Origin of the sequence: Caulobacter zeae (genome assembly GCF_002858925.1) — a bacterium.
Lineage (GTDB): Bacteria > Pseudomonadota > Alphaproteobacteria > Caulobacterales > Caulobacteraceae > Caulobacter > Caulobacter zeae.
Genome location: NZ_PJRS01000043.1, coordinates 17,267 through 34,257 on the forward strand (window position 1 = coordinate 17,267; position 16,991 = coordinate 34,257).

Consider the following 16,991-nt stretch of genomic DNA (forward strand, 5'->3'; position numbering starts at 1 on the left):
CTCACCCGCCCACGGCGGCGCGCCAGGCGCCGACGAGCCCGTCGACGGACGACGCGGTCAGGTTGAACACAAGATTAGGATAGATGCCGAGCACCAAGGTCATGATGATCAGCGGCACGAAGAGCAGGATCTCGCGCGCGTCGAGGTCGGTGATCGTCTTCAGTTCCGGGTTGACGATCTCGCCGTACATGACGCGACGGTACAGCGTCAGGGCGTACATCGCCGACAGGATCACGCCGGTGGCCGACACGATCGCCGTCCAGGTCGAGGCCTGGTAGACGCCGGTCATCGTCAGGATTTCGCCGACGAAGCCCGAGGTGCCCGGCAGGCCGACATTGCCCATCGTGAACAGCAGGAACACGAAGGCGTAGTGCGGCATGCGGTTGGTCAGGCCGCCGTAGAAGGCGATCTCGCGGGTGTGCATGCGGTCGTAGACGACGCCGACGCAGAGGAAGAGCGCGCCGGAGATCACCCCGTGGCTGATCATCTGGAACAGGGCGCCCTGCTCGCCGGCGGCGTTGCCCGAGAAGATGCCCATGGTCACGAAGCCCATGTGGGCGACCGACGAATAGGCGATCAGCTTCTTGATGTCGGTCTGACGGAAGGCGACCAGCGAGGTGTAGACGATGGCGATGCCCGACATCGCGAACACCAGCGGCTGGAACATCTCCGAGGCGTTCGGGAACATCGGGATGCTGAAGCGCATGAAGCCGTAGCCGCCCATCTTCAGCAGGATGCCGGCCAGGATGACCGAACCCGCCGTCGGGGCTTCCACGTGGGCGTCAGGCAGCCAGGTGTGCACCGGCCACATCGGCATCTTCACCGCGAACGAGGCGAAGAAGGCCAGCCACAGCCAGGTCTGGAGCCACGGCGCGAACTTGTAGGTCATGAGCTCGGGGATCGACGAGGTGCCGGCGATCGAGATCATGGCCAGGATAGCCGCCAGCATCAGCACCGAGCCGAGCAGCGTGTAGAGGAAGAACTTGTAGGCCGCGTAAATCCGGCGCTTGCCGCCCCAGATGCCGATGATCAGGAACATCGGCACCAGGCCCCCTTCGAAGAAGAGGTAGAACAGCACCAGGTCCAGCGCGCAGAACACGCCGATTACCAGGGTCTCGAGGACCAGGAAGGCAATCAGGTACTCGACCACGCGCTTCTCGACCGACTTCCAGCTGGCCACGATACAGATCGGCAGCAGGAAGGCGGTGAGCAGGACCAGCAGCACCGAGATGCCGTCGATGCCCATGCGGTAATGCAGGCCGGCGAACCAGGCGAAGTCTTCCACGAACTGGAAGCCCGGGTTCTTGGCGTCGAACTGGAGCGTCAGCACCAGCGCCAGGGCGAAGGTCACCAGCGTGGTCGCGAGCGCGATCCACTTGGCCAGGGTGTCGGTGGCGGCGCCCGGGCCCTTGGCGGCGCGAGCCGCCAGGATCAGGGCCACGCCGACGAGCGGAGCGAAGGTCGTAAGGCTGAGCAGACCAGTCATCGATCCGTCCTCAACGGAATGCGTAAAGGGCGAACGTCAGCAGGCCGGCGACGCCGAGCAGCATGACGAAAGCGTAGTGGTAGACGTAGCCGGTCTGGGCTTTGCCCGTCTTGCGGCCGACGGCGTAGGAGACGGCGCTGACGCCGTCGGGACCCAGGCGATCGATGATCTTCTGGTCCCCGCCCTTCCAGAAGAGGTCGCCGAGGAACTTGGCGGCGCGCACGAAGGTGGCGTCGTACAGCTCGTCGAAGAACCACTTGTTGTAGAAGAACACGTACAGCGGGCCCTTGCGCTCGGCGAGCTTGAGACCCAGCCGCTCGTCACCCTTCAGGATGTAGACGTAGACGGCGACGGCCAGGCCGATCAGCGAGGCGATCAGCGGGCTCCACTTCACCCAGTCGGCCACGTTGTGCGCTTCGTGCAGCACGTGGTTGGTCGGGGCGTTGTAGATCGCGCCGCGCCAGAATTCGGCCTCGTGGTGACCCACGAAGTAGCCGGTGAAGACGAAGCCGGCGGCGACCGCGCCGATCGACAGCACGACCAGCGGCAGCAGCATCACCCAGGGGCTCTCGTGCGGCTTGTGATCGTGGCCGTGGCCATGGTCGTCGTGACCGTGATCGTCGTGCGCGCCATGGGCATGGTCATCGTGACCATGGGCGGCGTGCGCGTGATCGTCATGGCCGTGAGCGGCGTGCGCATCATGGCCATGGTCGTCATGACCCCACCGGGCCTTGCCGTTGAAGGTGAAGAAGGCCAGGCGCCACGAGTAGAACGAGGTCAGACCCGCGACCAGCACGCCGATCACCCATGCGAACATGGCGATCTGGTTGTGGCCGCCCGCGGCGAACGCGGCTTCGATGATGGTGTCCTTCGAGTAGAAGCCGGCGAAGCCCAGGTGCAGCGGCGGGAAGCCGAGGCCCGTGATGGCGATCGTGCCGATCGTCATGGCGATGAAGGTCACCGGCAGCATCTTGGCCAGGGCGCCGTAGCGGCGCATGTCCTGTTCGTGGTGCATGCCGTGGATCACCGAACCGGCGCCCAGGAACAGCAGGGCCTTGAAGAAGGCGTGCGTGAACAGGTGGAACATGGCCGCCTGGTAGGCGCCCACGCCGGCCGCGAAGAACATGTAGCCCAGCTGCGAACAGGTCGAGTAGGCGATCACGCGCTTGATGTCGTTCTGGGTCAGGCCGACCGTGGCGGCGAACAGCGCCGTCACCGCGCCGACGACCGTGACGATGTTCTTGGCCACGGGGGCGTATTCGAACATCGGCGACAGCAGGCACAGCATGTAAACGCCGGCGGTCACCATCGTGGCCGCGTGGATCAGGGCCGACACCGGGGTCGGGCCTTCCATGGCGTCCGGAAGCCAGGTGTGCAGGAAGAACTGGGCCGACTTGCCCATCGCGCCGATGAACAGCAGGAAGCAGGCGATGTCGACCAGCGGCCAGCTATGACCGGCGAACTGCCAGCTGCGGGCGGCGCCCGCCTGGATCATCGGGAACAGCTCGGCGAAGTTGATCGTGCCGAACGCCCAGTAGACCGTCATGATGCCCAGCGCGAAGCCGAAGTCGCCGACGCGGTTGACGACGAAGGCCTTGATGGCGGCCGCGCTGGCCGACGGCTTCTTGAACCAGAAGCCGATCAGCAGGTACGAGGCCAGACCCACGCCTTCCCAGCCGAAGAACAGCTGCATGAAGTCGGCGGCGGTGACCAGCGACAGCATGGCGAAGGTGAAGAGCGACAGGTACGCGAAGAAGCGCGGCTTGCTGTCGTCCTCGGCCATGTAGCCCCATGAATAGATGTGCACGAGCGCCGAGACGGTCGTGACCACGATCAGCATGGTCGCCGACAGGGCGTCGATGCGGATCGACCAGTTGGCGATGAAGTCGCCCACGTGAATGAAGGGCAGCAGCGAGACCGTGAAGGCCTCCATGTGGCCCCAGGTCCACTGGCTGAAGGTGACCCACGACAGCGCGCAGGCCAGGATCAGCAGGCCCGTGGTGACGGCTTGCGAAGCGACGTTGCCGATCCGCCGGCCGAACAGGCCTGCGATGATCGCGCCCAGCAGCGGGGCGAAGACGAGAATGGTGACGAGCGATTGCACTGGGTCAGCCCTTCATCATGCTGGCGTCGTCGACCGCGATGTCGCCGCGGTTCCGGAAGAAGGTCACCAGGATGGCGAGGCCGACGGCGGCCTCGGCGGCCGCCACGGTCAGCACGAACATCGCGAAGATCTGGCCCACCACGTTGTGCAGGTAGGCCGAGAAGGCGACCAGGTTGATGTTCACCGCCAGCAGGATCAGCTCGATCGACATCAGGATGACGATGATGTTCTTGCGGTTCACGAAGATCCCGAAGACGCCGATCGTCAGCAGGATGGCGGCGACGATGAGGTAATGCGGAAGGCCGATCATTCGCTGATCCCCTCGCCCGGCTTGATCTGCACGAGTTCCATTCCGGTCTTGGGCGTGCGGGCGACCTGCTTGCCGATGTCCTGGCGCTTGACGCCCGGCTTGTGACGCAGGGTCAGGACGATGGCGCCGATCATCGCGACCAGCAGCACCAGGCCCGCCGCCTGGAAGAAGAAGATGTAGTCGGTGTAGAGCACCCGGCCGATGGCCTCGGTGTTGCTGACACCGCCCGGCGACGCCAGCGGAGCGGCGTTCTTGGCGGCCGCGCCGTTGGTGGCCACGCTGACGGCGACCATGATCATCTCGATCGTCAGGACGCCGCCGACCAGACCGCCGATGGGCAGGTACTGGGCGAAGCCGTCCCGAAGCGCTTCGAAGTCGATGTCGAGCATCATGACGACGAAGAGGAACAGCACCGCGACCGCGCCCACATAGACGACGATCAGCAGCATCGCGAGGAACTCCGCGCCCAGGAGGACGAAGAGGCCTGCGGCCGAGAAGAAGGCGGTGATCAGGAAGAGCACCGAGTGCACGGGGTTCTTGGCCGACACGACGAGAAGACCCGCCGCAATGGTCACGAACGCCAGCAAGTAGAAAGCTATCGCCTGCAAGGCCATTGGCCCAGGTGCTCCCCTGATAAGTTCAAATAACAGCGACGTGCGAAGCACACGCCGCCAACTCGGATTCGCGCCGACCGTTTAGCGGTACGGAGCGTCCAACTCCAGATTCTTCGCGATCAGCCGTTCCCAACGGTCACCGTTGTCGAGCAGCTTTTCCTTGTCGTAGTAGAGCTCTTCACGCGTCTCGACCGCGAACTCGATGTTCGGGCCTTCGACGATGGCGTCCACCGGGCAGGCCTCCTGGCACAGGCCGCAGTAGATGCACTTGACCATGTCGATGTCGTACCGGGTCGTGCGGCGGCTGCCGTCCTCGCGCGGTTCGGCCTCGATGGTGATCGCCTGGGCCGGGCAGATGGCCTCGCACAGCTTGCAGGCGATGCAGCGCTCTTCCCCGTTGGGATAGCGACGCAGGGCGTGCTCGCCGCGGAAACGAGGCGACTGCGGGCCGCGCTCGTTCGGATAGATCACGGTCTTCTTCGGCGCGACCAGATACTTCATGGCCAGGCCGAAGGCGCCTGCGAAGTCCAGCAGGGCGACGCCTTTGACGGCTTGGGTGATACGACTCATCATGGCCGCTTAACCTTCGGAATGACGCAGGTGTAGTTCGAAAGCTGGGCGGGATCTCCCCCGTCCATCTTGGCTTGCAACGATCCGCCTTCGGCCTGGCACTTGTCGCCGGCCCGACGCAGCTCGTCGTAGTTCACGATCCCTCGCCCCAGCGAATAGGAGCGGTCCTCGGCGACGGACGCGCAGGCGCCCGTCGACATCAGGACCAGCCCCGTCAGGGCCAGGACGAGCGGACGCCTCATCCCGCCACCGGCGAGAAGACGCGCCAGGCCGCGACCAGGACGACCAGGACCAGCGACATCGGCAGGAAGACCTTCCAGCCCAGGCGCATCAGTTGGTCGTAGCGGTAGCGGGGCACGATGGCCTTGGCCATGGCGAACATGAAGAACCAGAAGCAGATCTTGGCGTAGAACACCAAGGCCAGCAGCAGGTTGGCCGCGAACGTCGGCCAGGTCGCCATGAAGTCCGTCGGGAAGCCGGGGTTCCAGCCGCCGAAGAACAGCACGTTGATCATGGCGCACATCAGAACGATGTTCGAATATTCGGCGACCATGAACAGCAGGTACGGGGTCGAGGAATACTCGACCTGGTAGCCGGCCACGAGTTCGGATTCAGCTTCCGGCAGGTCGAACGGAGGGCGGTTCGTCTCGGCCAGGGCCGAGATGTAGAACATGCCCATGGCGATCACCATGACCGGCAGCAGGACGATGTTCTTGAGGCCGCCGCCGAAGACGTTCCAGTTCCAGATCCAGCCCGACTGAGCCTCGACGATCGTCGACAGGTTCATCGAGCCGGCCAGCAGGATCACCGTGATGATGATCAGGCCGATCGACACTTCGTACGACACCATCTGCGCCGCCGAGCGCAGCGCGCCCAGGAACGGGTACTTCGAGTTCGAAGCCCAGCCGCCCATGATGATGCCGTAGACGCCCAGCGAGCTCATCGCCAGCAGGTAGAGAATGCCGACGTTCAGGTTGGAGACGACCCAGCCAGGCGCGAACGGCACCACGGCCCAGCCGATGAAGCCTAGGACCAGGCTGATCAGCGGGGCCAGCAGGAAGATGGCCTTGTCGGCGCCGGCCGGGATGACGATTTCCTTCAGCACGAACTTGCCGAAGTCGGCGAACGACTGAAGCAGGCCGAAGGGACCAACGACGTTGGGGCCCTTGCGCATCTGGACGCCGGCCCAGATCTTGCGGTCGGCCAGCAGCAGGAAGGCCAGGCTCAGCAGGACCCAGATCACGACCAGCAGGATGCCGCCGAGCGTGAGGCCGAACCAGAGAAGCGGATTGATCTCGTTCACGGCTTACTCCGCGGCGATCTTGGAGGCGGCCGAGACGTTGGCCGCGCACTCGGCCATGGTCACGCTGGCGCGCGCGATGGGATTGGTCAGGTGGAAGGCCTTCACCGGGCTCTCGAACGGAGCCTCGGTCGCCTCCCCTTCCCCGCCGACGGCGGCGAGGTCGAACACGGTCGGAACCGAGCCCGGGGCGAAGTCGATCTGGCCGAAGGTCGGGTGATCGGCGAACAGCTTGGCGCGCAGTTGATCCAGGCTGTCGTACGGCAGCTTGTGGCCCAGGGTTTCCGACAGCGCCCGCAGGATCGACCAGTCTTCCTTGGCCTCGCCCTTCGGGAACACGGCGCGCTTGCCCATTTGGACGCGGCCTTCGGTGTTGACGTACAGGCCGTTCTTTTCGGTATAGGCGGCGCCCGGCAGGATGACGTCGGCCTTGTGGGCGCCGGCGTCGCCGTGGGTGCCGAGATAGATCTTGAAGGCGTCGCTGGCGGCGCTTTCGCACTCGTCGGCGCCCAGCAGGAACAGCACGTCCAGCGCGCCCGGCTTCAGCATGTCGCCGGCGGCCAGGCCACCCTCGGCCGGGACGAAGCCCAGGTCGAGGCCGGCCACGCGGGCGGCGGCGGTGTGCAGCACGTTCCAGCCGTTCCAGCCTTCGCGGACGACCTTGAAGGTCTTGGCGAGGTCGGCGGCGGCCTTGAGGATCGCCGCGCCGTCGGCGCGGGCGATGGCGCCCTGGCCGATGATGATCGCGGGACGCTCGGCGGCCTTGAAGGCGGCGACGAAGTCGTTCTTGGCCTTGGCCAGGCCCGACAGGGTCTTGGCGCCGGCGCCGAGGTAGTCGTAGTCGAAGGTCAGGTCGGCTTGCTCGCCGATGACGCCGAAGCGGGTCTTGCCGGCGATCCACTGCTTGCGGAAGCGGGCGTTGAGGACCGGAGCCTCGAGGCGCGGGTTGCTGCCGACGAACAGGACGACGTCGGCGTCTTCGATGCCGGCGATGGTCGAGTTGAACAGCCAGCTCTCGCGCGGGCCGGCGCCCAGGGCGACGCCGTCCTGGCGGGCGTCGAGGTTCTTCACGCCCAGGGCGGTGAAGAGGTCTTTGGTCGCCTTCAGGCTTTCGGCGTCCTGCAGGTCGCCGGCGATGACGCCAATGCGCTCAGGGGCGGTCGCCTTGATCTTGGCGGCGACGGCGGCGAAGGCTTCAGCCCAGCTGGCCGGCTTCAGCTTGCCGTCGACGCGGACGTACGGACGGTCGAGGCGCTGGCGCTGCAGGCCGTCGACGGCGTAGCGGGTCTTGTCGGAGATCCACTCTTCGTTGACCTCCTCGTTGATGCGCGGCAGCACGCGCAGCACGGCGTTGGCGCGGCCGTCGACGCGGATCGACGAGCCAAGCGCGTCCATCACGTCGATGCTTTCGGTCTTCTTCAGTTCCCACGGACGGGCTTCGAAGGCGTACGGCTTGGAGGTCAGGGCGCCGACTGGGCACAGGTCGATGACGTTGGCCGACAGTTCCGAGGTCACCGCGGCGCCCAGGTAGGTCGTGATTTCAACGTCTTCGCCGCGCGAGATCAGGCCGATTTCCGGCGAGCCGGCGACTTCGGTGATGAAGCGTACGCAGCGGGTGCACTGGATGCAGCGCGTCATCACGGTCTTGATGAGCGGGCCCATGGCCTTCTCTTCGACCGCGCGCTTGTTCTCGTCGTAGCGGCTGTCGTCACGGCCGTAGCCGACGGCCTGGTCCTGAAGGTCGCACTCGCCGCCCTGATCGCAGATCGGGCAGTCCAGCGGGTGGTTGATGAGCAGGAACTCCATCACACCTTCGCGGGCCTTCTTGACCATCGGGGTGTTGGTGAAGATCTCCTGGCCCTCGGCGGCCGGCAGGGCGCACGAAGCCTGCGGCTTCGGCGGACCGGGCTTAACCTCGACCAGGCACATGCGGCAGTTGCCGGCGATGCTCAGACGCTCGTGATAGCAGAAGCGCGGGATCTCTTCCCCAGCCAGTTCCGCGACCTGCAGAACCGTCATGCCGGGTTCGAACTCGACCTCGACGCCGTTGACCTTGGCGATTGCCATTCTCGTTACTCCGCCGCGATCAGCTTGGCGCCCTGCACGTGCAGGCGACCGCTACGATAGGATGCGATCCGGTCCTCCACCTCGTGGCGGAAGTGACGGAACAGGCCCTGGATCGGCCAAGCGGCCGCGTCGCCCAGGGCGCAGATGGTGTGACCCTCGACCTGGGTCGTGACGTCCAGAAGGGTGTCGATTTCCTTCGGATCGGCTTCGCCGGTGGCCATGCGCTCCATGACGCGCCACATCCAGCCGGTGCCTTCGCGGCACGGCGTGCACTGGCCGCAGCTCTCGTGCTTGTAGAAGTACGACAGGCGGGCGATGGCGCGGACCAGGTCGGTGGACTTGTCCATGACGATGACGGCGGCGGTGCCCAGGCCCGACTTCAGGTTACGCAGGGCGTCGAAGTCCATCGGCAGGTCTTCGCACTGCTCGGCGGGGATCATCGGAACCGACGAACCGCCCGGGATGACGGCCTTCAGGTTGCCCCAGCCGCCGCGGATGCCGCCGCAGTGGTCTTCCATCAGCTGACGGAAGGGGATGCTCATGGCTTCTTCGACGTTGCAGGGCAGGTTCACGTGGCCCGAGACGCAGAACAGCTTGGTGCCGGCATTGTTCTGACGGCCGAAGCCGGCGAACCACGACGCGCCGCGGCGCAGGATCGTGCCGGCCACCGCGATGCTCTCGACGTTGTTGACCGTGGTCGGCATGCCGTAGAGACCGGCGCCGGCCGGGAACGGCGGCTTCAGGCGCGGCTGGCCCTTCTTGCCTTCCAGGCTTTCCAGCAGGGCGGTCTCTTCACCACAGATGTACGCGCCGGCACCGTGGTGGACGTAGATGTCGAAGTCCCAGCCGTGAATGTTGTCCTTGCCGACCAGCTTGGCCTCGTAGGCCTGCTTGATCGCCGCTTCCAGGCGCTCGCGCTCGAAGACGTACTCGCCGCGGATGTAGATGTAGCAGGCGTGGGCCAGCATGGCGCGCGAGGCGATCAGGCAACCCTCGATCAGGAGGTGCGGGTCATGCCGCATGATCTCCCGGTCCTTGCAGGTGCCCGGCTCGGACTCGTCGGCGTTGACGACGAGGTAGTGCGGACGACCTTCCTTCACTTCCTTGGGCATGAAGGACCACTTCAGACCGGTCGAGAAACCAGCACCCCCACGGCCTCGCAGACCGGAGTTCTTCATGTTCTCGATGATCCAGTCGCGCCCGGCGTCCAGAATATCCTTGGTGCCGTTCCAGCAACCGCGCGCCTTCGCACCTTCCAGACCCCAGTCCTGGAGCCCGTAAAGGTTGGTGAAGATGCGATCCTTGTCTTCGAGGATACCGACCATGACTCTAGCTTTGCGGATCGAATGGATGGGTGCGGACATAGCGCGTCCGCCGGACGATGACATAGGCGAAAAGCAGCCAACCGGCGCCGATCACCAAAAGACCTGTGGGCGTAGCCCAGGCTGGCGCGCCGGGGACCTCCCGGCCCCAGATCAGCAGCAGCACCCCGGCCAGGCTGGCCAGGAACCCGAAGGCCCGCTCCTTGCGGTACAGGCTCCGGATCGTGGCCACATAGGCCCGCCGCTTGTCGGCGAGGTCGTCGCTCATGGCGCCCTCCCCGCTTGCGGATCCTGCGGCCTCGTGGCCTTCAGCCACCCGACCACGAACCAGATCTGGGCTCCAAGCCCCGCCACGATCGCCAGGACGAAGACCGGCAGCAGCCAGCCCACGCCGAAGGCCACGTGGCCGACGATCGCCGCGCCGGCCAGCAGGAAGCACACGACGTCGATGGCGATCATCGTCGTGAAGCGCTTCTTCTGTTGGACGGCCACGTCGGTCATCAGGCGGCGGGCTCCGCCTTGGTCTTCTTGGGCGCCTCGGGCAGGTTCGGGATCTTGATCTTCTTGGCCGCCGAGCCGTCGTACAGCTTCGGATCGGTCAGGGTCTGGATCTTGTCCTTGGGCTCCGAGGACTTGCGGCCTTCGTAGCTGCCCGGCTGCGGGGCCTTGCCCGCGGCGAAGTCGTCGAGGATCTGCGCCAGGCTCTCCGGCGTCAGGTCTTCATAGTAGTAGTCGTTGATGGCGGCCATCGGGGCGTTGCAGCAGGCGCCGAGGCACTCGACCTCTTCCCAGCTGAACTTGCCGTCGGCCGACACGCTGTGAGCCGGACCGATCTTCTTCTCCAGCACCGAGCGCAGGTCGAGCGCGCCGCGCAGCTGGCACGGCGTGGTGCCGCACAGCTGGACGAAGGCGGTCTTACCCACCGGAGCCAGCTGGAACATCACGTAGAAGGTCGCCACTTCGAGAACGCGGATGACCGGCATCTCAAGCTGGCGCGCAATCTCCTGGATCGCGGGCTCTTGCACCCAGCCTTCTTGCTTCTGGGCCAGCCACAGCATCGGAATGACCGCCGACTGCTTGCGGGCGGCGGGGTACTTGGCTTTCCACCAGTCGGCCTTGGCCTGGCTTTCCTTCGAGAAAGCGAAGCTCTCGGGCTGTTCCTTGGCGAGACGACGGACGCTCATCGGGCGAAATCCACGCGGACGATCTTGTCGCCCTTGAAGGTGTAGATGGCGGCGACCTGGAAGGGTTCGTCGCCGTTGCCGCGGTCGACGTGCTCGTGATCGATCACGTTCGAGCCGACCACGATGCGGTTCAGCAGCTTGGCGTTGTTCCTGGGGAACTCGGCGAAGGTCTTGGCGTAGAAGGCGCGATAGGCCTCGATGCCCGTACGCGCCACCTCGCCGTTCAGGCCGGCGACGACCACATCGTCCGAGAAGTGGGCGCAGTGGGCGTCCAGATCCTGGGCGTTGTAGGCGTCGAGCTGGGCCTGGGCGATGGTCTCGAGGCTCATCGGTCGACCTCGCCGAACACGATGTCGAGCGAGCCCAGGATGGCCGAAACGTCGGCCAGCTGGTGGCCGCGGTTCATCCAGTCCATGGCGGCCAGGTGCGAGAAGCCCGGGGCCTTGATCTTGCAGCGGTACGGCTTGTTGGTGCCGTTGCTGACGACGTAGACGCCGAACTCACCCTTGGGGGCTTCGACGGCCGCGTAGACCTCGCCTTCCGGCGTCTTGAAGCCCTCGGTGTAGAGCTTGAAGTGGTGGATCAGGGCTTCCATCGAGCGCTTCATCTCGGCGCGACGGGGCGGGCTGACCTTGTTGTCCTCGCTCAGCACCGGGCCCGGCGTGGCGCGCAGCATGGCCACGGCCTGCAGGATGATCTTGGTGCTCTCGCGCATTTCCTGCATGCGGCAGAGATAGCGATCGTAGCAGTCGCCGTTTTTGCCCAGCGGGATGTCGAACTCGAACTCGTTGTAGTTCTCGTACGGCTGGTTGCGGCGCAGGTCCCAGGCAATGCCCGAACCGCGCACCATCACGCCCGAGAAGCCCCAGGCCCAGGCGTCTTCCTTGCTCACGACGCCGATGTCGACGTTGCGCTGCTTGAAGATGCGGTTGTCGGTGATCAGGCCCTCGATGTCGTCGCACACCTTCGGGAAGGCTTTCGCCCAGCTCTCGATGTCGTCGATCAGTTCGGGGGTCAGGTCCTGGTGGACGCCGCCCGGACGGAAGTAGTTGGCGTGCAGACGAGCGCCGCAGGCGCGCTCGTAGAAGATCATCAGCTTTTCGCGCTCTTCGAAGCCCCAGAGCGGCGGCGTCAAGGCGCCGACGTCCATGGCCTGGGTCGTCACGTTCAGCAGGTGGTTCAGGATGCGGCCGATTTCGCAGAACAGCACGCGGACGATCTGGCCGCGCTTGGGCACTTCCACGCCCAGCAGCTTTTCGATCGCCATGCAGAAGGCGTGTTCCTGGTTCATCGGCGCCACGTAGTCGAGGCGGTCGAAGTACGGGATGTTCTGCAGGTAGGTGCGCGCTTCCATCAGCTTCTCGGTGCCGCGGTGCAGCAGGCCGATGTGCGGATCGACGCGTTCGACGATTTCACCGTCGAGCTCCAGCACCAGGCGCAGCACGCCGTGCGCGGCCGGGTGCTGGGGGCCGAAGTTGATGTTGAACTTGCGGACCGGGGTTTCCGGGATCGCCGGAACGGTCGGTTCGTCGCGGAAGAAGTCGGTCGCCGCGGCGGGAGCGTTCGTGCCAGTCATGACTTAAGCCTTCTCCGCCTTCTCGTCGCCCGGCAGAGCGTACTTGGCGCCCTCCCACGGAGAGAGGAAGTCGAATGCGCGGTACTCGGTGATCTTCACGGGTTCGTAGACGACGCGCTTGAGCTCGTCGTCGTAGCGGACCTCGACATAACCGGTCATCGGGAAGTCTTTCCGCAGCGGGTGGCCGTGGAAACCGTAGTCCGTGAGGATGCGGCGCAGGTCGGGGTGGCCTTCGAAGAACACGCCGTACATGTCGAACACTTCGCGCTCGAACCAGTCGGCGACCGGGAACACCGGCGTGGCGCTCGGGACCGGGGTGTCTTCGTCGGTCTGCACCTTCACGCGGATGCGGACGTTCTTCACCATCGACAGCAGGTGGTAGACCACGTCGAAGCGCGCGGCGCGCTCGGGGTAGTCGACCGCCGTCAGGTCCACCAGCTGGTGGAAGCGGTAGTCGGGGTGATCGCGCAGGTAGGTCAACAGTTCGACCACGCGGTTGGTCGAACCCAGCACGTTCAGCTCGCCGAACGCCACGTGATACGACGAGATCGCGCCGGCCGAGTTGGCGACGATCGCCTGGCCGAGGGCTTCGAGGTCTTGGCTCATCGCTCGATGGTCCCCGTGCGACGGATCTTCTTCTGGAGCTGCAGCACGCCGTAGACGAGCGCTTCGGCCGTGGGCGGGCAGCCCGGCACGTAGATGTCGATCGGCACGACGCGGTCGCAGCCGCGCACGACGCTGTAGCTGTAATAGTAGTAGCCGCCGCCGTTGGCGCAGCTGCCCATCGAGATGACGTAGCGGGGCTCGGGCATCTGGTCGTAGACCTTGCGCAGAGCCGGAGCCATCTTGTTGGTCAGGGTGCCGGCGACGATCATCACGTCCGACTGACGCGGGCTGGCGCGCGGGGCGAAGCCGTAGCGCTCCAGGTCGTAGCGCGGCATGGCCGAGTGCATCATCTCGACGGCGCAGCAGGCCAGGCCGAACGTCATCCACATCAGCGAGCCGGTGCGGGCCCAGGTGATGAGGTCGTCGGCGGCGGCCGTGATGAAGCCCTTGTCGGCCAGCTGCTGGGAGACGCCGTCAAAGAAGGCGTCGTGCAGCTTGGGGTCATAGCCTTGCACGGTCGAGCGGCCAGCGGCGCCGGCCGGAGCGACGGGCGAGCTGTTGGCGGGAACGATCACTCCCATTCGAGGGCGCCCTTCTTCCATTCGTAGATAAAGCCGACGGTCAGAACGCCCAGGAAGGCCAGCATGGACCAGAAGGCGTAGGCGGCGACGTCGTGCGGCAACTTCAGCAGCGTGACGGCCCACGGAAACAGGAACGCCACTTCGAGGTCGAAGATGATGAAGAGGATCGACACCAGGTAGAACCGGACGTCGAACTTCATGCGCGCATCGTCGAAGGCGTTGAAGCCGCATTCGTACGCGGACAGCTTTTCCGGGTCCGGCGCCTTGGGCGCGAGCACGGCGGCGGCCAACATGAAGACGATGCCGATAACGGCCGCGATCCCGATGAAGATCACGATCGGCAGATACTGGAGAAGGAAGGCGGTCATGACAGCCCTTGGCTTGAATCGGCCGCGTTGTAGCCCAGCATTTCCCACGCTTCAAACGCCTGGGGCACATTGAGAAACGATCGCAACTACAAGCCATCCACAGGTTCTGCGACATCGCCGTTGACACGAGTCTCGGCCCGACATATCAGACGCCCCTCGCCGCACGGCGGGTCGCACTTCCGCCTCGGCGGACAGCAAATGCGGATGTAGCTCAGTTGGTTAGAGCGCCGGCCTGTCACGCCGGAGGTCGCGGGTTCGAGCCCCGTCATTCGCGCCACCTTCTTCTGGAAGGTAGCGATCCGAGGTAAAAAGCGAGCGCTTCGTAGGGTTTAGCGACCTTACGCGACGCGGATGTAGCTCAGTTGGTTAGAGCGCCGGCCTGTCACGCCGGAGGTCGCGGGTTCGAGCCCCGTCATTCGCGCCACTTTCCCCTCCCCCATTTTTTAAGTTGCCCGTTTAAGCGCCGAGCGCTGCCGTTTGCGCGCGCGTCCGCTGGAACGACTGCGACAAATTGTGTCGCCAGACGGTTGTTACCGACCGGTCGCATCCCGATGTAGCGGGCATGACCCAGTCCGTTGATATCCCTTTTTCCGTCCTCGATCTGTCGCCGGTTCCTCAAGGAACAACGGTCAGTAAAGCGCTCGCCAATACTTTGGACCTGGCGCGACATGCCGAGTCGCTAGGTTTCCACAGGTATTGGCTGGCCGAGCACCACAACATGCCCGGTATCGCCAGCGCCGCCACAACCGTGGTGATCGGTCACGTCGCCGCCGGAACCCAGAAAATTCGAGTCGGATCGGGCGGCATCATGCTGCCGAACCACGCGCCGCTGATGATCGCCGAGGCTTTCGGCACGCTCGCGGCGCTGCATCCAGGCAGAATCGACCTGGGCCTGGGCCGCGCGCCGGGCACCGACCAGGCCACGATCCGCGCTCTGCGCCGCTATGCCGGCTCGGTGGACCGCTTCGCCGAGGACGTCGTGGAGCTGCAGCACTGGTTCAAGCCGGCCACGGAAGACCAGGCGGTGCGCGCGATTCCCGGCGAAGGCCAGGACGTGCCCCTGTGGCTGCTGGGTTCCAGCACCTATGGCGCGCAGCTGGCCGCGGCGCTTGGCCTGCCCTACGCCTTCGCCGCCCACTTCGCACCGGAACAGCTGATGCAGGCCGTCGAGGTCTATCGCCGCGGCTTCCGCCCGTCGGCCCAGCTCGAAAAGCCCTACTTCATGATCTGCATCGGGGTCTGCGCGGCCGACACCGACGAGGAGGCCCAGCGCCTGCACACCTCGACCCAGCAGCAGTTCCTGGCCCTGCGCCGCGGCAACCCCGGCCTGCTGCCGCCGCCGGTCGACGACATCACCGCCATCGCCTCGCCCGCCGAGCTGGCCGGCGTGAACAACACCTTCCGCTATTCAGCGATCGGTTCGCCCACGACCGTGGCGGCCAAGCTGCGGGCGGTTATCGAGGCCACCGGCGCCGACGAGGTGATGGCCGCCTCGCAGATTCACGACCACGCCGCGCGCCTGCGCAGCTACGAGATCCTGGCGACCTTGCGCGACGATCTGCGCAAGGCGGCCTGAGGCCTTCTCTTTCTATCTAGTGCGAGGCGGCCGCCGCGGCCGCTTCGCCAAGAAAGGCCCGCGCGCCGCTCAGCCGGCCGTAGATTTCCGTCAGGCGCTCGAACACCGGCGTCCAGCCGTGGCGGGTCTCGGCCCTCAGCCGCGCAGCCTGCCCCAAGGCGACCAGGTCGCGGGCGAACAGGGCCTCGATCGCCTCTGCGAACACCCCGCCTTCCGACGCCTGGGCCAGAATCCCGACGTCATCATCGACGCTTTCGGCCACGCCGCCGGCCGCCACCCCCACCACCGGCAGGCCGCAGGCCATGGCCTCCAGCACGATCAGGCCGAACGGCTCGTTGTCGTTGGCGTGGACGAAGGCGTCGCAGCCGGCCAGAATCGCGGCCAGCGCCTCGGGATCGCGCTGATAGTCCATCGAAATCACCCGATCGCTGGCCCGCGCGCCAGCGCCGGCCCCGATCAGCAGCAGCACATAGGGCTCGCCCAGCCGCTCGACGGCGTCGACCAGCACGTCGAGCTTCTTTTCCCGCGCCGGACGACCGGCGAAGACGAGGATTCGGTGACGATCGGTCAGGCCCAGTCGCTTGCGCAGCGCCGCCCGGTCGCCGCGCGCCGGGTGGAAGGTGTCGACGTCGACGCCCAGCGGCAGGCCGATGGCGTCGCGAACCCCCGCCTCGATCAGGCGTCCGGCGATGAAGTGGCTGGGCGCCACGGCCTGGTCGAACTGGCGATAGATCGCCGCCCAGCGCTTCTGGACGGGCTTTTCGGCCCATTCGCCGATGTGCAGCGCCGCCAGGGCGCCAAGATCGGTGTGGCAAAAGCCGACGACCGGCACGCCCAGGGCGTCGCCGGCCTTCAGCGCGGCCAGGCCCGGCGTGTAGGGATCGCCGGCCTCGATGACGTCGGGCCGCTGGCGGATCAGGCGTTCCATCCAGCTGGTCTTGCCGATCGGCCAGCGATAGCCGTCGCCGAACGGCAGCGGCGCGGCGTAGATCGACACGCGGCCATGGCCGTCATGGGCGTCGCGCGGCCCCGGGACCACCAGGGTGTGGCGCACGCCGGGCCGATTCTGCGCCAGCCAGGCGCGCTTGGCGTTCAGATAGCGGCGCACGCCGCCGCTGCGCGGGGCATAGAGCATCGTCGTATCGATGAGACGGGCGGGCCGCCGCGGGCTTGATCGAATCTGGTCCTGCGGCGCGCCGGCCTCGGGGCTCGGCGGGGGAGTCAGCAGAAGATCGATCACGCCGTACCTCGCTACTGCAGAGGGAGCCGTCTTGCGCGGCCGCCAAGCGATAAGGTGCCCGAGCGCCGGGAGGTTCCTCCGAAGCTG

At 65.9% G+C, this 16,991-nt stretch carries 19 protein-coding genes and 2 tRNA genes; 3 read left to right on the forward strand and 18 right to left on the reverse strand.

The window, feature by feature from the left end; all coding sequences use genetic code 11:
* Position 1 precedes the first annotated feature (1 nt).
* The 17 genes from SGCZBJ_RS20745 to SGCZBJ_RS20825 form a co-directional block, all read right to left on the reverse strand.
* Positions 2 to 1,486 carry an NADH-quinone oxidoreductase subunit M gene (locus SGCZBJ_RS20745; RefSeq protein WP_101719839.1) on the reverse strand — a complete coding sequence of 495 codons (1,485 nt, stop codon included), beginning with the start codon at positions 1,484 to 1,486 and terminating at the stop codon, positions 2 to 4.
* Positions 1,487 to 1,496: 10 nt separating this feature from the next.
* On the reverse strand, positions 1,497 to 3,590 hold the full coding sequence (gene nuoL, locus SGCZBJ_RS20750; RefSeq protein ID WP_101719840.1) for an NADH-quinone oxidoreductase subunit L: 2,094 nt from the start codon (positions 3,588 to 3,590) through the stop codon (positions 1,497 to 1,499).
* Positions 3,591 to 3,594: 4 nt separating this feature from the next.
* Positions 3,595 to 3,900 carry an NADH-quinone oxidoreductase subunit NuoK gene (gene nuoK / locus SGCZBJ_RS20755; RefSeq protein ID WP_101719841.1) on the reverse strand — a complete coding sequence of 102 codons (306 nt, stop codon included), beginning with the start codon at positions 3,898 to 3,900 and terminating at the stop codon, positions 3,595 to 3,597.
* Positions 3,897 to 4,514, reverse strand: coding sequence for an NADH-quinone oxidoreductase subunit J (locus SGCZBJ_RS20760; protein ID WP_101719842.1), 618 nt, complete (start codon positions 4,512 to 4,514; stop codon positions 3,897 to 3,899). The genes nuoK and SGCZBJ_RS20760 overlap by 4 nt, the downstream gene beginning before the upstream one ends.
* Positions 4,515 to 4,595: 81 nt before the next feature.
* Positions 4,596 to 5,087, reverse strand: a complete 492-nt coding sequence (nuoI, locus tag SGCZBJ_RS20765; RefSeq protein WP_058346359.1) for an NADH-quinone oxidoreductase subunit NuoI — start codon at positions 5,085 to 5,087, stop codon at positions 4,596 to 4,598.
* Entirely contained in the window at positions 5,084 to 5,326 is a 243-nt protein-coding gene (locus SGCZBJ_RS20770) for a hypothetical protein (protein WP_101712986.1), read from the reverse strand. Before SGCZBJ_RS20770 ends, nuoI begins: the two co-directional genes overlap by 4 nt.
* On the reverse strand, positions 5,323 to 6,387 hold the full coding sequence (nuoH, locus tag SGCZBJ_RS20775; RefSeq protein WP_101719843.1) for an NADH-quinone oxidoreductase subunit NuoH: 1,065 nt from the start codon (positions 6,385 to 6,387) through the stop codon (positions 5,323 to 5,325). Before nuoH ends, SGCZBJ_RS20770 begins: the two co-directional genes overlap by 4 nt.
* A gap of 3 nt (positions 6,388 to 6,390) precedes the next feature.
* The gene (gene nuoG / locus SGCZBJ_RS20780; protein WP_101719844.1) at positions 6,391 to 8,451 is read right to left on the reverse strand and encodes an NADH-quinone oxidoreductase subunit NuoG; all 2,061 of its coding nucleotides are present in this window, start codon (positions 8,449 to 8,451) and stop codon (positions 6,391 to 6,393) included.
* A 5-nt stretch (positions 8,452 to 8,456) separates the two neighbouring features.
* On the reverse strand, positions 8,457 to 9,776 hold the full coding sequence (gene nuoF / locus SGCZBJ_RS20785) for an NADH-quinone oxidoreductase subunit NuoF (protein ID WP_101719845.1): 1,320 nt from the start codon (positions 9,774 to 9,776) through the stop codon (positions 8,457 to 8,459).
* Positions 9,777 to 9,780: 4 nt separating this feature from the next.
* The gene (locus SGCZBJ_RS20790) at positions 9,781 to 10,041 is read right to left on the reverse strand and encodes a hypothetical protein (protein ID WP_101719846.1); all 261 of its coding nucleotides are present in this window, start codon (positions 10,039 to 10,041) and stop codon (positions 9,781 to 9,783) included.
* The gene (locus SGCZBJ_RS20795; protein WP_101719847.1) at positions 10,038 to 10,274 is read right to left on the reverse strand and encodes a hypothetical protein; all 237 of its coding nucleotides are present in this window, start codon (positions 10,272 to 10,274) and stop codon (positions 10,038 to 10,040) included. The genes SGCZBJ_RS20790 and SGCZBJ_RS20795 overlap by 4 nt, the downstream gene beginning before the upstream one ends.
* Positions 10,274 to 10,957: an NADH-quinone oxidoreductase subunit NuoE gene (gene nuoE / locus SGCZBJ_RS20800; protein ID WP_101719848.1), complete on the reverse strand. Its 684-nt coding sequence runs from the start codon at positions 10,955 to 10,957 to the stop codon at positions 10,274 to 10,276. The genes SGCZBJ_RS20795 and nuoE overlap by 1 nt, the downstream gene beginning before the upstream one ends.
* The gene (locus SGCZBJ_RS20805; protein WP_101719849.1) at positions 10,954 to 11,286 is read right to left on the reverse strand and encodes a nuclear transport factor 2 family protein; all 333 of its coding nucleotides are present in this window, start codon (positions 11,284 to 11,286) and stop codon (positions 10,954 to 10,956) included. Before SGCZBJ_RS20805 ends, nuoE begins: the two co-directional genes overlap by 4 nt.
* The gene (locus tag SGCZBJ_RS20810; RefSeq protein WP_101719850.1) at positions 11,283 to 12,533 is read right to left on the reverse strand and encodes an NADH-quinone oxidoreductase subunit D; all 1,251 of its coding nucleotides are present in this window, start codon (positions 12,531 to 12,533) and stop codon (positions 11,283 to 11,285) included. Before SGCZBJ_RS20810 ends, SGCZBJ_RS20805 begins: the two co-directional genes overlap by 4 nt.
* Before the next feature lie 3 nt (positions 12,534 to 12,536).
* The gene (locus SGCZBJ_RS20815) at positions 12,537 to 13,139 is read right to left on the reverse strand and encodes an NADH-quinone oxidoreductase subunit C (protein WP_101719851.1); all 603 of its coding nucleotides are present in this window, start codon (positions 13,137 to 13,139) and stop codon (positions 12,537 to 12,539) included.
* On the reverse strand, positions 13,136 to 13,741 hold the full coding sequence (locus tag SGCZBJ_RS20820) for a NuoB/complex I 20 kDa subunit family protein (protein WP_101719852.1): 606 nt from the start codon (positions 13,739 to 13,741) through the stop codon (positions 13,136 to 13,138). The genes SGCZBJ_RS20815 and SGCZBJ_RS20820 overlap by 4 nt, the downstream gene beginning before the upstream one ends.
* Positions 13,711 to 14,088, reverse strand: a complete 378-nt coding sequence (locus SGCZBJ_RS20825) for an NADH-quinone oxidoreductase subunit A (RefSeq protein WP_101719853.1) — start codon at positions 14,086 to 14,088, stop codon at positions 13,711 to 13,713. Before SGCZBJ_RS20825 ends, SGCZBJ_RS20820 begins: the two co-directional genes overlap by 31 nt.
* Positions 14,089 to 14,288: 200 nt before the next feature.
* Here SGCZBJ_RS20825 and SGCZBJ_RS20830 point away from each other — a divergent pair.
* The 3 genes from SGCZBJ_RS20830 (at position 14,289) to SGCZBJ_RS20840 (ending at position 15,664) form a co-directional block, all read left to right on the forward strand.
* Positions 14,289 to 14,365 (forward strand) — tRNA-Asp (locus SGCZBJ_RS20830).
* A 70-nt stretch (positions 14,366 to 14,435) separates the two neighbouring features.
* Positions 14,436 to 14,512 (forward strand) — tRNA-Asp (locus tag SGCZBJ_RS20835).
* Positions 14,513 to 14,650: 138 nt separating this feature from the next.
* Complete coding sequence (locus SGCZBJ_RS20840) at positions 14,651 to 15,664, forward strand: LLM class flavin-dependent oxidoreductase (RefSeq protein ID WP_101719854.1); 1,014 nt, start codon at positions 14,651 to 14,653, stop codon at positions 15,662 to 15,664.
* Positions 15,665 to 15,680: 16 nt separating this feature from the next.
* Here the strand turns inward: SGCZBJ_RS20840 and SGCZBJ_RS20845 are convergent, their stop codons facing one another.
* Positions 15,681 to 16,892 carry a glycosyltransferase family 4 protein gene (locus SGCZBJ_RS20845; RefSeq protein WP_420808184.1) on the reverse strand — a complete coding sequence of 404 codons (1,212 nt, stop codon included), beginning with the start codon at positions 16,890 to 16,892 and terminating at the stop codon, positions 15,681 to 15,683.
* Positions 16,893 to 16,991 lie beyond the last annotated feature (99 nt).